Annotated in this window: 14 protein-coding genes; 5 read left to right on the top strand and 9 right to left on the bottom strand. The window is 60.1% G+C overall.

From position 1 onward, the window contains the following. Positions 1–36: 36 nt before the first annotated feature. From AB1E34_RS11225 to AB1E34_RS11190, 8 genes are all read right to left on the bottom strand, one after another. Positions 37–477 (bottom strand): secondary thiamine-phosphate synthase enzyme YjbQ, encoded by a 441-nt coding sequence (locus AB1E34_RS11225; protein ID WP_372572436.1) that lies wholly within the window; start codon positions 475–477, stop codon positions 37–39. A gap of 34 nt (positions 478–511) precedes the next feature. Further along, entirely contained in the window at positions 512–841 is a 330-nt protein-coding gene (locus AB1E34_RS11220; protein WP_372572435.1) for a hypothetical protein, read from the bottom strand. Positions 842–1,119: 278 nt separating this feature from the next. Continuing rightward, positions 1,120–1,527: a hypothetical protein gene (locus AB1E34_RS11215; protein WP_372572434.1), complete on the bottom strand. Its 408-nt coding sequence runs from the start codon at positions 1,525–1,527 to the stop codon at positions 1,120–1,122. 156 nt (positions 1,528–1,683) lie between these two features. Further along, complete coding sequence (gene rpoD / locus AB1E34_RS11210) at positions 1,684–3,681, bottom strand: RNA polymerase sigma factor RpoD (protein ID WP_372572433.1); 1,998 nt, start codon at positions 3,679–3,681, stop codon at positions 1,684–1,686. Positions 3,682–3,796: 115 nt separating this feature from the next. Beyond that, on the bottom strand, positions 3,797–5,746 hold the full coding sequence (gene dnaG / locus AB1E34_RS11205) for a DNA primase (RefSeq protein ID WP_372572432.1): 1,950 nt from the start codon (positions 5,744–5,746) through the stop codon (positions 3,797–3,799). 1 nt (position 5,747) lies between these two features. Further along, positions 5,748–6,083, bottom strand: a complete 336-nt coding sequence (locus tag AB1E34_RS11200; RefSeq protein ID WP_372572431.1) for a hypothetical protein — start codon at positions 6,081–6,083, stop codon at positions 5,748–5,750. 168 nt (positions 6,084–6,251) lie between these two features. After that, positions 6,252–6,821, bottom strand: a complete 570-nt coding sequence (locus tag AB1E34_RS11195; RefSeq protein WP_372572430.1) for a DUF6151 family protein — start codon at positions 6,819–6,821, stop codon at positions 6,252–6,254. A gap of 6 nt (positions 6,822–6,827) precedes the next feature. Then, positions 6,828–8,258 (bottom strand): Glu/Leu/Phe/Val family dehydrogenase, encoded by a 1,431-nt coding sequence (locus AB1E34_RS11190; protein ID WP_372572429.1) that lies wholly within the window; start codon positions 8,256–8,258, stop codon positions 6,828–6,830. 446 nt (positions 8,259–8,704) lie between these two features. Between AB1E34_RS11190 and AB1E34_RS11185 the strand changes: the two genes are divergently transcribed. The 3 genes from AB1E34_RS11185 to AB1E34_RS11175 are packed head-to-tail and all read left to right on the top strand — an operon-like array spanning position 8,705 to position 11,491. Beyond that, positions 8,705–10,405 carry a pilus assembly protein TadG-related protein gene (locus tag AB1E34_RS11185; protein WP_372572428.1) on the top strand — a complete coding sequence of 567 codons (1,701 nt, stop codon included), beginning with the start codon at positions 8,705–8,707 and terminating at the stop codon, positions 10,403–10,405. Next, the gene (locus AB1E34_RS11180; protein ID WP_372572427.1) at positions 10,402–10,938 is read left to right on the top strand and encodes a TadE/TadG family type IV pilus assembly protein; all 537 of its coding nucleotides are present in this window, start codon (positions 10,402–10,404) and stop codon (positions 10,936–10,938) included. The genes AB1E34_RS11185 and AB1E34_RS11180 overlap by 4 nt, the downstream gene beginning before the upstream one ends. A 4-nt stretch (positions 10,939–10,942) precedes the next feature. Continuing rightward, complete coding sequence (locus tag AB1E34_RS11175) at positions 10,943–11,491, top strand: TadE/TadG family type IV pilus assembly protein (protein WP_372572426.1); 549 nt, start codon at positions 10,943–10,945, stop codon at positions 11,489–11,491. Here the strand turns inward: AB1E34_RS11175 and AB1E34_RS11170 are convergent. Then, entirely contained in the window at positions 11,488–11,958 is a 471-nt protein-coding gene (locus AB1E34_RS11170; RefSeq protein ID WP_372572425.1) for a hypothetical protein, read from the bottom strand. The two genes, AB1E34_RS11175 and AB1E34_RS11170, sit on opposite strands and share 4 nt — an antisense overlap. Before the next feature lie 97 nt (positions 11,959–12,055). On the opposite strand from AB1E34_RS11170, the gene AB1E34_RS11165 reads away from it, so the two are divergent. Beyond that, the gene (locus AB1E34_RS11165; protein WP_372572424.1) at positions 12,056–13,234 is read left to right on the top strand and encodes a reductive dehalogenase; all 1,179 of its coding nucleotides are present in this window, start codon (positions 12,056–12,058) and stop codon (positions 13,232–13,234) included. Positions 13,235–13,403: 169 nt separating this feature from the next. Beyond that, positions 13,404–14,315 (top strand): pirin family protein, encoded by a 912-nt coding sequence (locus AB1E34_RS11160; RefSeq protein ID WP_372572423.1) that lies wholly within the window; start codon positions 13,404–13,406, stop codon positions 14,313–14,315. The last annotated feature ends 4 nt before the right edge of the window (positions 14,316–14,319 follow it).

The following is a 14,319-nucleotide window of genomic DNA, read 5'->3' as shown; positions in this document are numbered from 1 at the left end:
AGCCGGAAAAATGCACCGCTAGATTATGGTGTGGTTTCAGCCGAAATGAAGCGCAATCCGGCGTTGATGCGGTGCGTCGCGGTGTTCGAACAGATAAACGCCCTGCCACGTGCCCAGCATTGGCACCCCGCTCGAAACCGGGATTTGCAGGCTCACCGGCAACAGCGCCGCCTTGATATGGGCGGGCATATCGTCGGGCCCCTCATAGGTGTGGCGCAGATACGACATCGACGGATGATCCGAGGGCGGTACCAGCCGTTGAAAGAAGGCTTTCAGATCGGTCTGAACTTCGGGGTCGGCATTTTCCTGAATGAGCAGCGAACAGGAAGTATGGCGCACGAACAGGGTCAGCACCCCATCGCCGCCGCCGGTCAAGGCGTCGCGCACCTGCCCCGTCACCTCATAAAGGCCCTGCCCACGCGTCTTGATCTCTAGTTCCCGGATCACCTGCGTTTCTGTTCCCGAGATGGAGCGCATTTTGAATCAAAGCATTGCATATCCTGGTCAGAGGTCAGCCTCTTCCTCCGATGGTGAAGGGGCGCGCAGTGCTACAACGCATATCTGCCTGCGTGATGGACATGTTGTCGCCTACATTGAAACCGATCTGAAAGGTCTCGTTGGTCGGCGTAATCCCCAGCGCCGCAGGATCAAGCGTAAAGCGGACCGCCGAGCGCCGGTCGGTGGTGACACTTTGGCTGATCGGGCTGGCGACATAGACGCGGTCCGACCAAGTTGCACCGAGTTTGCGGCGCGCATATTCCGAGGCGCCACACCAATAGCCATCAAAGGCGCCACCGGCGTTTAGGATCACCTCGAACTCGTTGGCATTGACCGGATTCACACGTGGTCCATACGGAGAAACGAAGGCATATTTCGGTGCTTCCCCGGTTCCAACATCACATGCGGAGGCAAGCACAAGCCCCGCCAAGGCCAAATATCGCATCGTTTCAGAGCCCTCACTATCAATCCTTGAGTGTAAGATAGCTTGGATTGCATGCTAGGCACATAGTCTCATTGCGAAAATTCCGCTAGCGAAGGGGTGGCCCTGCGGCCGCCCTCTTGATCGCTTATGAGCCAGGGGCATCTCGCCTGAGCGACGATTAAGACAGCTCCGTCGGCCTAGTTCGTGCGGAACGGGATCTGTCCGCATCGCGTATTCGCCAACTGGATTGACACATTGGAACCGGGTTGAAATCCAAACCCGCGATCCCTCGGCGTGACGCCGGTGGCCGAGGGTTCAAGAGTGAATTGGATCGACGTTAGCCTGCCGGTGGTTTCGCTCCGACCATAACCGCGTTCCACATAGAGCTCTTGCTGCCAGTCTGCCCCCAAACGCCGCACCGCATACTCCGATGCCGCACACCAGATGCGGTCGGTATTCGTCGCGCCTCTTGGAATGGCTTCGAAGACGTTGGAATTCACCTGATTGATGTTAACCCGGTCGAACACAAAGTCCGGGGTTTCCCCCGAAGCCAAAGCAGTTTGTGCAACAACAGCGAGTGCAGCGGGAAGGAAGAGTTTTTTCATGGCGAAACATCCTGTTTGATCTTTACTGTTTCAAAGATAGCTGTTTCGCCCCACGCGGACATGGTCCGTCACACTCTTGTCAGCCACGTTGTCCGGCGCCACAAAAAACCCGCCGGTTTCCCAGCGGGTTCAGATGGTTAGCGATGTGATCTCTGCTTACTGATCCAGGAAAGACCGCAGCTTGCGCGACCGGCTGGGATGCTTGAGCTTGCGCAGAGCCTTGGCCTCGATCTGGCGGATACGTTCGCGGGTCACGCTGAACTGCTGGCCGACCTCCTCCAGCGTGTGGTCGGTGTTCATGCCGATGCCAAAGCGCATCCGTAGAACGCGTTCCTCGCGCGGGGTGAGCGAGGCCAGCACACGGGTCGTGGTTTCCTTGAGGTTTTCCTGAATGGCGCTGTCCAGCGGCAGCACGGCATTCTTGTCCTCGATGAAATCGCCCAGCTGGCTGTCTTCCTCATCGCCAATCGGCGTTTCGAGAGAGATCGGTTCCTTGGCGATCTTCATCACCTTGCGGACCTTCTCAAGCGGCATCTGCAGCTTTTCGGCCAGTTCTTCCGGCGTCGGCTCGCGACCGATTTCGTGCAGCATCTGGCGACCGGTGCGCACCAGCTTGTTGATCGTTTCGATCATGTGAACCGGAATACGGATGGTGCGCGCCTGATCCGCGATACTCCGCGTGATCGCCTGACGAATCCACCAGGTGGCGTAGGTCGAGAACTTGTAGCCGCGGCGGTATTCGAACTTATCCACCGCCTTCATCAGGCCAATATTGCCTTCCTGAATAAGGTCAAGGAACTGCAGCCCACGGTTGGTGTATTTCTTGGCGATCGAGATCACCAGACGCAGGTTCGCCTCGACCATTTCCTTCTTGGCCTGACGCGCCTCTTTCTCGCCCTTCTGCACCTGCTGGACGATGCGGCGGAATTCGCTGATGTCGAGGCCCACATACTGACCAACCTGCGCCATGTCGGCGCGCAGCTCCTCGACCTTGTCGGTCGAGCGTTCGATGAACATCTGCCAGCCCCGGCCCGGCTTTTCGGCCATTTCGGTCAGCCAGTTCGGGTCCAGTTCGCGTCCGCGATAGGTGTCGATGAATTCGCGGCGGTTGATGCGGGCCTGATCGGCCAGCTTCACCATCGCGCTGTCCAGCGACATCACCCGGCGGTTGATGCCATAAAGCTGGTCGATCAGCGCTTCGATCCGGTTGTTATGCAGGTGCAGCCCGTTCACCAGTTCCACGATCTCGGAACGCAGCGCCTGATAGGTGTCCTCGTCCTTCGTGCTGAACGAGCCATCCTCGTTCAGCGTGGCCGAGATCCGGTTATCCTGCATCTCGCTGAGCTGCGCGTAATCCGACGAGATCCGCTCCAGCGTGGTCAGCACCTGATCCTTCAGGGCCGCTTCCATCGCGGCCAGCGACATGTTGGCCTGTTCGTCCTCGTCGTCGTCGTCATCCTGCGCAATCGGGTTGCCATCGGCATCCAGCTCCGGCCCCTTGTCGGTATTGGCCGGTTTCGCCGCATCCACAGGCGCGGCAGCAGGGGCGACGACCGGTTCTTCGGCCTCTTCCTCATCCCCAAGCTGGTTGCCAAACGTGGTTTCAAGATCAATGACATCGCGCAGCAGAATATCTTCGGACAGAAGTTCGTCATGCCAGATCGTGATCGCCTGGAAGGTCAGCGGGCTTTCGCAGAGCCCTGCGATCATCGTGTTGCGCCCGGCCTCGATCCGTTTGGCGATGGCGATCTCGCCCTCACGGCTGAGCAGTTCGACAGACCCCATCTCGCGCAGATACATGCGGACGGGATCATCGGTACGATCCAGCTTTTCGGTCGCGGCACTGGCCAGCGTGACTTCGCGCGCGCCCTCGGTGGTGACCAGATCGGTCGAGCCTTTCTGTTCTTCCTCTTCGGCCTCTTCATCTTCGATGATATTGATGCCCATCTCGGAGAGCATCGACATCACATCCTCGATCTGTTCAGAGCTGACCTGATCGGGCGGCAGCACCTGGTTGAGCTGATCGTAGGTGATGTATCCCTTCTCGCGGGCCTCGGCGATCATCTTCTTGATCGCGGCCTGGCTCATATCCAGCGATGTTTCGGGTTCCTGTTCGTCGGGCTTGCGGTCGTCGTTGGTGTCTTTGGCGGCCATTCAATGCTCCTGCAGGGCTGGGTGATTCGGCTGAAACGAATCATTAGCGCGAAGATCTGATTCGGCCACCCGTTTACCCTGTTTTTTTCCCATGTTCCTTAGCAAAACGCCCTTATTAGCGTTTTCGTTCAAAGTTGATTCCCGAGACAATCGCATCCAGCGCGTCCCGTTCGTCCCGCTTGATTCGCGCGCCATTGTCGGCCACGTCAAAGATTGCCTTGTCCTCGTTCTGCGAGCGACTGGCGCGGTTATGCTCTTCGGCGGCCTGCGCAACGCGCCAGGTCACCGCCTCGTCTTCGAGCTCGGCAATCTCTTCACGTGCTTCGGCCATCTCAGCGGTCAGCCCGCGCAGCGCGGTGAGTTTTGCGAGTTCTTCGGCCAGGGTCATCTCGGCCAGTTCAACATCGCCGGGTCGGCGCACGCAGGGGCTGATGGCCACATGGCGAAGCCGGTGCAGGTTTTCAAGGGCCTCGGGGCCAAGCGCCTCGTGAATCCTGTCCGATAGGTGCTCTGGTGCATCAATCGCGTGGCGCAGGACCTGATCGCGCAGCGCCGCATTGTCAGGGTCGCGGCACTCCATCTCTTCGATCTGCGCCTCGAACTGGACCACGATTTCGGGCGTTGCGATGGCGGCGGCCAGAATGACGGCCTCGCGCATCTGGATCTGGCTGTGCTCGCCCTGCGAGGCCAGCAGCGAGGCGCGGGTCTGCGGCAGCGGCGTCGGTTTCGGCGGCTGCCATTTGCCGCGCGGCTGCCAGGCCCCCTGTTTCGGTTTGCGCTGCGGGCGAAACAATTCCCAGCGCAGATCCTTGATCTCCTGCCCGTAATGCGACCGGATCGAGGGATCACGGATCAGCTTGATCTTTTCGCGCAACGCCTTGTCCAGCGCCGCCTTGCGCTCGGGGCTGTCGAACACCTTACCTTCGGTCTCGCGCTGCCAGAGCAGGCGTACCATCGGCATCGCCTGATCCAGCACATTTTGCACCGCAGCGGGCCCCTCGGCCCGGATCAGGTCGTCGGGGTCCTTGCCTTCGGGCATCAGCGCAAAGCGCAGCGACTTGCCCGCCTCCAGCAGCGGCAGGGCCAGATCGATGACCCGCATCGCCGCGCGCAGACCTGCCGTGTCACCATCCAGCGCAATGATCGGCTCATCCGCGATCCGCCAGAGCAGTTGCAGCTGATGTTCGGTGACCGCGGTGCCCAGCGGCGCGACCGAAGCGCCAAAGCCGCCCTCGGCCAGCGCGATCACATCCATGTAGCCCTCGGCCACGATCAGCGGCTGTCCCTTGCCCGCCGCCGTGCGGGCGGGGCCTTGGTTATAGAGGCTGCGGCCCTTGTCGAAAAGCTCGGTCTCGGGCGAGTTCAGGTATTTGGCATTGTCATTGGGGTCCATGGCGCGACCGCCAAAGGCGATGCAGCGCCCGCGCGCATCGCGGATCGGGAACATGATGCGGTTGCGGAAGGTGTCATAGGGTTTGCCGCCCTTGGTCGAGGGCTTGGCCAGCCCCGCGCCCATGATCAGGTCTTCCTCGACCCCCTTGCCGCGCAGGTGATCCCAGAGCGCCTGCCAGCCATCCGGGGCAAAGCCGATCTCCCACCGCTCTGCCGCAGCCCCGTCCAGCCCGCGCCGCACCAGATAGTCGCGCGCCGCCGTCCCTGCCCCGGTCTTCAGTTGCAGGCGGAAGAACTGCACCGCCTGCTCCATCACTTCGGCCAGTTGCGTGCGGCGGTCCTGCTTTTCCTGCGCGCGCGGGTCGCGTTCGGGCATCGGCATACCCGCCTCGCGCGCCAGAATCTCGACCGCTTCCATGAACGAGACATTCTCGGTCTCTTTCACGAAGCTGATCGCGTCGCCCTTGGCGTGGCAGCCGAAGCAGTAATAGAACCCCTTGCGGTCATCTACATGAAATGACGCGGTTTTCTCGTGATGGAACGGGCATGGTGCCCACATATCACCCTTGCCCTGATTGGATTTTCGCGGGTCCCACGTGACCTTGCGCCCCACCACCTGTGACAGGCTGGAGCGGCTGCGCAATTCATCCAGAAAGCCGGGCGGCAGCGACATATCAGTTTTTCAGCTCTTTCTGCATCTGCTGGATCTTATCCCAGTTTTCCAAGCATTGGGTCTGCAATTGCGCCCCTAGATCGGTCTTGCGCAGATCGCGCATCTTTTGGCCGTAGACCCAGGGCACGAATTGCGGAATCGCGGCGTTGTACTGTGCGGGCCAGGTCGGGTTGCTGGCGGCGATGGTCGAGGCCACATCCGCCTGTTTCACCCGGTCCAGCCGCGCCTGCTGAATGGCTTGAATGACCTGCGCCTGATAACCGCAGCTTTCCTCCTTGGTTTCCTTGGCCAGAACGGGCGTCGCCAGCAAAGAGGCTGCAAGCACATAGCGGATCATCGGGGTCCTCCGGAATCAGTTGAGACGCCGCAAGACTACCCGCCTGCCGCCTGCGCTGCCATCGCCCTTTTGGAGTCATGCACGTTTGTGGCGGCCATGGGCCTGAGAACTGGGAGCAGAACCGTCGATCGGCCTACCCTACATCCTTAATTGCACGATGGCGCGGCGCTATGACGGGTCGAGAATCTCGGGCCTCACGACAGCCTTGCCATCACTCGTGAAAAATGGCGTTTTCCGGCCATCGCGCTGAAACCCCGCGCGCAGATGCCGTCCCAAAATCTGCGCAACCATTTTCACCCGCCCCTTGGCTTTCAACCCGGTCGGCGACGTCGCCTCATCCACGTTGCCAACGGCCACGACCGGCCCGATGACATCAGCGGCATCCGCGTCCGGGTAAGCGGCCAACAGCGTGCCCATGAAGCGCAGCTTGGCACCAACCGTATTGACCAGCGGCGTGTTGCAGCAGGACGCATACCAGCGATAGAGCCCCTTGGGCGTCAGGCGCAGGCAGGCCAGATGCTCGGCCCCTTGGGTGAGTTCGAGCCGCGATGGCAGGGTCTGGTAGAGGGCTGTGCCACCCTTTGGGTCCATCGCCCACTCTGCCCCCAGATGCCGCGCGAAGGCCTGACAGTCGGTGCAGTAACACAGAACATGCGTGCCGTTTCGGGGTGAAACGCCACGCACGATCCCGCGGAGCTTGCCGCACTGACAGCCGAAGGTCAGGTCGCACTCCGCCATCCTGGGTCAGAGACCTTTGGCACGGTAGCTGGCCGCAACCTTTTCGATCGAGACGATATAGGCCGCAGTCCGCAGATCCTCGATATCTGCCCGGTCATGCCAGACATTGCGCATCGACTGGTACGCAATCCGCATCGTGTCATCGAGGCCCGAGCGCACCAGTTCCAATTCGCCCGCGCCGCGCAGATACTTGTCCTTGAAATCCGGGGACATGGACCATTTGTCGCCCAGATAGTCGTCAAGCCGCTGCAACTCGTCGATGACCAACTGGTGCCGCGCCTCTTCCTGACGGCGCTGCATCCGGCCGAAGCGGATATGGCTAAGGTTCTTGACCCATTCGAAATAGGACACCGTCACACCACCGGCATTGGCATACATATCGGGAATGATCACGCAGCCTTTCTTGCGCAGCACCTCGTCGGCACCCGCGGTGACCGGGCCATTTGCGGCCTCGATGATCAGCGGGGCCTTGATGCGTTCGGCATTGCTGAGGTTGATCACCCCTTCCAGCGCCGCCGGGATCAGGATGTCGCAGTCTTCTTCCAGCAGGACCGCGCCGTCCTCCACATGGGTGGCATCCGGGAAGCCGGAGACGCCACCATGTTTGACGATCCAGTTGCGCACGCCTTCCACATCCAGCCCGTCGGCGTTGTAGATACCGCCGTCACGTTCGATGATCCCGATGATCTTGGAGCCGTCCTCTTCGGCCAGGAACTTGGCGGCATGGAAGCCCACATTGCCCAGCCCCTGCACGATCACGCGCTTGCCGTCGAGCGAGCCGGTCATGCCCGCCTTTTCCATGTCGCGCTTGTCACGGAAGAACTCGCGCAGCGCATATTGCACGCCGCGCCCGGTGGCTTCGGTCCGGCCCTGAATACCACCCGCATTGATCGGCTTGCCGGTGACACAGGCGCGGCCGTTGATGTCGGTGGTGTTCATCCGCATATACTGGTCGGCGATCCAGGCCATCTCACGCTCGCCTGTGCCCATATCGGGGGCCGGCACGTTCTGCGAGGGGTGGATCAGGTCGCGCTTGGCCAGTTCATAGGCGAAACGGCGGGTGATCTGTTCCAGCTCATGCTCGTCATACTGGCGCGGATCAATGCAAAGCCCACCCTTGGAGCCGCCAAACGGTGCCTCGACCAGCGCGCATTTGTAGGTCATCAGCGCCGCCAGCGCCTCGACCTCGTCCTGATTGACCGAGGGCGCATAACGAATGCCCCCCTTCACCGGCTCCATATGTTCGGAATGCACCGAGCGATAGCCAACGAAGGTCTGAATCTGGCCGCGAAGCCGCACGCCGAACCGCACCGTGTAGGTGGCGTTGCAAACCCGTATCTTTTCTTCGAGTCCCGGCGGCAAATCCATCAGGGCGACCGCCCTGTTGAACATCAGATCCACACTCTCACGAAAACTGGGTTCGTTCCTTGGGCTCATATTGGTCCTCCCTGACCTTCTGCGACTCGCCATACACACCGAGTGTTCTCGCCACCTTAAGCAGGTTCGACGCGGCGATGCGACATTTTTGAGCAGGTCGGTAACCACTCTTTCAGGTCTCTGGCGCGAATCGCCCGATCCCGGGGCGGCATTGTGACACTGTCGCGTGGCGGGAAACAGAAGCCCAAATGCACGCAGAAGTGTCCCCGAATTGCCCCTATTATTCTAGGTTTGGGGCGGGTTATGCCCAATTATCGCCATGTTCACAGCGCATCTAGGATAGTCGAAGTAAGTCTGAAGTATGTCTTCGGAATTGGATCATCGGGTCCGGGGGATAGAGGTGTAGTATGCACAACCATGTTAACAAACCGCACGTATGGGGGCGTCGTGCGGCCAAACAATTTCACAGACGCGGCAGGTCATTTCTGTCGGACGACACGGGATCCATGACGATTTTCTCGTGCTACATTTTTCTCATCATCATCGCATTGGGTGGCATCGGCGTCGACGTGATGCGCCACGAACGCGACCGGGCCCGCCTGCAAGGCGTTCTGGACCGGGCGGTGCTGGCCGCTGCCGACCTCGATCAGACCCAGGACCCCAAGGACGTGGTCATGGACTATCTGACCAAGGAGGGTCTGCAGGACTATATCGACCGGGAAACTGATATCATCGTCACCCCGGAATTTTCGGGTGAAGAGAATATCGGTCCGCTGGGATATCGGATCGTCGAAGCCACGGCCCGGTCCAGCTTTCCGACGCAGTTCATGCATCTGTCGGGCATCGACACGTTGAACGTGCAAGCGCACAGCGTTGCCGAAGAACGGATCGGTGAGGTAGAGATTTCGCTGGTGCTGGATGTCTCGGGTTCGATGAACAACTATAACCGGCTGGTTGACCTGAAAGTTGCGGCGAAGAACTTCGTCAACCAGATGTCGGCGAATACCCGCGATGGCGACCTGTCCATCTCGATTATTCCTTACGCGACGCAGGTGTCCTTTCCGGACAGCATGCTGCCGCATCTGAGCCTGAGCGGTCAGAACAATCATGCCAACTGCATCAACTTCTCGGATGACGAGTTCCTGACAACAACCATGGATCTGGCGCGTGAGCGTGAGCGCACGCTGCATATGTCGCCCTGGCCCTGGAGCAGCTATGCCTTCGATCTGCGCCCAGAAAACAAGCGCGTCTATTATGAGATGTGCGACGACGGTGTCCTGATCGAAGAGGGTGAAACCGATGGCAGCGTCAGTCGCAACAACCGCGAGATTCTGCCTTTCCAGAAGGACGCAAACGCGATCAACACCTATATCGACGAGCTGCGTGCCTGGGGCAACACATCGATCGATATCGGCATGAAGTGGGGCGCCGCCCTGCTTGATGACAGCACTGTCGACATGATCTCGGGCATGGCGGACGGGTCCGAGTCTGCCACTGTTCCCAGCGAGTTTGCCGATCGGCCCTCGTCCTACAACAGCGGCGACGCGATGAAGGTTCTGGTGCTGATGACCGATGGCGCAAATACCGATCAGGGTGCGATCAAGGCCCCCTACCGGGAAGGGCCGTCAAACATCTGGTGGAATGGCGCGGAAGAGGTTTATTCCAGCTACAACGACTCCACCAACCAGTATTACTGGCATCATGAAGGCATCTGGCAAGACCACGCCTATGGCGCGCAACCCGGATCGGAATATGAAATCCAGACCCGGGTCCGTGTCTGCGGCTACTATAGCTGCTGGTATGAATACCAGACCGAAACCAAAGAAGAGGGTGGCAACGCGACACGGCTTGACTATGCCGAGCTGTGGGAACAGACCTCCGTTCGCTACGTGCGCAACCTTCTTGATGACTGGATGGGCAGTTCGGCTGCAAGCAACTGGTATAACTCGGTTGTCGATTGGACCTACAACGATACCAAGGACCAGCGCGTTCGGGCGATGTGCGATTTGATGAAATCCCCCGAGCGCGGCGCTTACATCTACAGCATCGCTTTCGAGGCACCGGAGTCCGGCGCAACGCTGCTGGATTACTGCGCAAGCTCTGACAATCATTTCTACAAAGTCGGTGACGCATCCAACGAAGTAACGATCGACGAAGCCTTCTCGTCCATCGGATCGTCGATCCGCAAACTGAGGTTGACACAATGAGACCTAGTTTCCTGAACCGCCTCTGTGGCTTTCTAACTAAGGAAAGCGGCTCCGCGACGATCGAATTTGTAATGGTGTTCCCTGTCGTCATGTTCCTAGTCGCCTCTGGCGCCGAGATGGCGATGTTGAACATCCATCGCGGAATGCTTGAACGGGCCGTGGACACGACCGTTCGCGACATCCGCCTTAGCACCGGCACCCGGTACGAACATGATGATGTCAAACAGACCATTTGCGAACGTGCCGAGTTCATCGAGAATTGCAACAGCAATCTCAGGCTGGAGTTGGTGCCGGTGGACCCCCGCGTCGCGGTGACCACCAAGGAAGGGGCCGATTGCGTCGACCGGATCGAAGTGATCAACCCGCAATACAGATTTACCAATGGTCAAAGCAACGAGCTGATGGTGATGCACGCCTGTGTCCTGATCTCTCCGATCCTGCCAACAAGCCACCTTGGCGCCGCCTTGGCCGATAACGAAGACGGCAAGTATCGGCTGTTTGCGACAACCGCCTTTGTGCAGGAGCCTCAGTAAAATCATGGTACCTTTTATTGCACCCAGACTTAAGCGCTTCTCGAAAGAGGAAAACGGCTCAATTTCGGTCGAAGCCCTCATGATGCTGCCCCTGCTGTTTTGGGCTTTCCTGGCGGTTTTCACTTTTCTCGACGCCTACAGAGCCAACGCGTTGAACCTCAAGGCGGCCTATACGATCGGCGACCTCGTTTCGCGTGAGACCGAGGTGATCAACAATACCTATATCGACTCGATGGCTACGGTGTTCGGGCTGATGACCAAGCCCGGCTCGGAAAGCCGCGTGCGTATCAGCGTCGTCCATTACGATGAGGATACCGACGGGTATTATCTGGACTGGTCGGCCAATCGCGGCTTTGCGAACCCGATGGATGACGACCGGCTTGCGGAAATCCGGGATCGCCTGCCGATCATGCCGGATGAGGAACGGGTCATTCTGGTCGAAACGTCCAACACCTATGTCCCGCCCTTTGCGGTTGGTGTGAACATCACCGACATGGAAAACCTTGTCTTTACCCGGCCGCGTTTCACTGGGCTGGTGCGCGCCGAGCTCTAGTCTCGCTCTGCCATTAGAGTGGCGATGGCCTCGGCCATGAACTTGCCCTGAGACCCCGGCGTGACACCGCCGATACCGATACGGCGTCCCAAACGCCACCAGAGCCCCGGTTGCCATGTACGGCCACCGGGGTTTTTCATGCGCATCAGAAACCCGTTCGAGGGTTTGAAGGCAAACGCGCCCCGATCCAGGGCCTCAATCTCGGCAATCTCGGCGATCACCACGCCCGCGCTGCTGCGCAGTTGGGTCGCGGTCAATTCGATCCGGTGTTCAGTGGCCCGATAAAGACGCAGCGCCAGCCAGATCGACAGCCCCCCTGCCCCGATCAGAAACAGCTGCCAACCTGGCGCGGGCGGAGTCGCAAGCGCGACATAGAAGACCAAGACCCCCAGCGCGCACAGGATGGCTATCGCAAACCACCGCCGTGGAGCGGATGCCTCAATGACCGCCAAAACCTCATCCGACATGCTGCCCTCCGCCCGTTGCGCCCGCCTGCTTACTCCATCACATGAGCAGCGAACAGAGGGGATTGCCCGGTCTTCGCGTCGTGGTTAGCCTGACGCCATGGTCTATCCTGCAAATCGTGACGCGCTGACCCGACCCACCGATGCCGCAGCCGGGATCCAGGTGACGGAGGCCTTCGAACGCTTCAGCCAGCGCAACGACATCTTCACGCGCGCGATGTGGGATGATCGGATCAAATCCAGGCACAGCGAGAAGTTCTTCAATTCGTACCGGATGGATGCAACGCCGCGCCGGGGTGACGGGTTCTCGCAGCGCGACTTTGCCCTGCGCAATGCGGCCTGGCTGATCTCGGACGTGATGACCAATCGCTTCGCCGATCAGGGACGCCGCGAAGGGTTTCAGGCCGCGATCAGCGATGACACCCCGGTAGCGCCCAAAGCGGTCGAGATCGATGCGACGAACAAAATGTCTTCGGAAATCAAGCGTGTAGCCACCTTCTTTGGCGCCGACCTTTGCGGCATCACCGAGTTGGATACCCGCTGGCTCTATACGGCACGCGTCGATACCCGCGATATGAGCGAAGCGCCCTCTGATCTGCCCGACGGCATGACATCGGTAATCGTGCTGGGCCATGAGATGGACAAAGAACTGGTCGCCACCTACCCCTCGGCACTCGCCGGCGCGGCGACGGGGCGGGAATACAGCCACGAGGCGGCGGTGGTGATGCAGGTGGCGGGCTACATCCGCAATCTGGGCTATCGCGCGGTGGCGTCGATGAACGATACCGGGCTGGTGATCCCCTATGCGATCAAGGCGGGCCTGGGTGAATATGCCCGCAACCAGATGGTGATCACCCCCGAATTCGGCCCGCGCCTGCGGTTTTCCAAGATCTTCACCGATCTGCCACTTGATCACGACCAGCCCCGCCCGTTGGGCGTGCGGGCCTTCTGTGACATCTGCACCAAATGCGCCGATGCCTGCCCGGTCAAGGCGTTGCCTTATGGGCCGCCCTCGACCGATACCGCGAACGTGTCAGCCATCAAGGGGGTGCGCAAATGGACGTCGGATGCCGAGAAATGCTTTGGCTTCTGGGCCAAACTGTCCACCGATTGCGCGATCTGTATGCGGGTCTGCCCGTTCAACCGGGACTTCACCCGCCTGCGCGACCGGCTCTGGCTGAAACTGGCGCTGTCGCGCTTGCGCAAGCTTGCGCTCTGGCTTGACCGCAAGCGCGGTGGACGGATCAAGCCCAGCGCATGGTGGAGAGAGCGAAGTTAGCTTCGGGCGCTAGCAGTCTGATGTAAATCATTATTCCTTGCGCACAGAGGAGAGGCAGCGCAGCGACTTTGCTGCGCAAAATCGCACAGCCGTCGTTCGAGGGGCGACAATTGTCCTGCCGGGTAAAACCCATAGGTTTGTCCCAAACCGACATTGAAGGAGACGAACCATGTCCCTCAGACCCACCATCGAAACCCGAAAAGCGACGCCGCATGTCGAAGGCGCCGGTGTGAAACTGCACCGCGCTTTCGGCTTTCAGGACCCCAGCGAGCTGGACCCGTTCCTGCTGTTTGATGATTTCCGCAATGACCATCCCGAGGATTACCTGCGCGGCTTCCCCTGGCATCCCCATCGCGGGATCGAGACCATTACTTACGTATTGTCCGGCACCGTCGAACATGGCGACTCGCTGGGCAACACCGGCACGCTGGGTGCAGGCGACGTGCAATGGATGACCGCAGGATCAGGGATCATGCATCAGGAGATGCCGCAGGGCAACGCGGCGGGTCAGATGCATGGGTTCCAGCTTTGGGGCAACCTGCCTGCCAGCCAAAAGATGACGGCCCCGCGCTATCAGGATGTGGCCTCGGCCGAAATCCCGGAGGTGATCGACGATGACGGCACGCGCGTGAAGGTGATCGTCGGGTCGTTCTGGGGCAAGACCGGCCCGGTGGACGGTATCGCCGCCGACCCGCAATATCTCGATATTCGGGTGCCCGCCGGGGTGCGCAAAACTTTCCGCATCGACACTTATCGACGCGCCTTTGCCTATATCTTCGAAGGTCAGGCGGCGTTTGCCGATGCCTCCGCGCCCAGTGGTGTGTTGTTGGAAAAAGAGGTGGCGGGCGAAGAGGTCAATATCCGCGACATGTCGGGCGACCGGACGCTGGTGCGGTTCGGCACCGGGGATGAGATCACGGTTCAGGCCGGTCCCGAAGGCGTGCGCTTCCTGCTGATCTCGGGCGCGCCAATTGCCGAGCCGGTGGCCTGGCACGGGCCGATCGTGATGAATACACGGGCCGAGCTGCAACAGGCGATGCGCGACCTGCGCAATGGCACCTTCATCCGCCCGGCGCACTGAACCC

The organism is Ruegeria jejuensis (genome assembly GCF_041537905.1).
In the GTDB taxonomy this organism is placed as follows: domain Bacteria; phylum Pseudomonadota; class Alphaproteobacteria; order Rhodobacterales; family Rhodobacteraceae; genus Ruegeria_C.
Note: the sequence above shows the minus strand (reverse complement) of the source record. Positions and strands in the feature narration are given on the sequence as shown.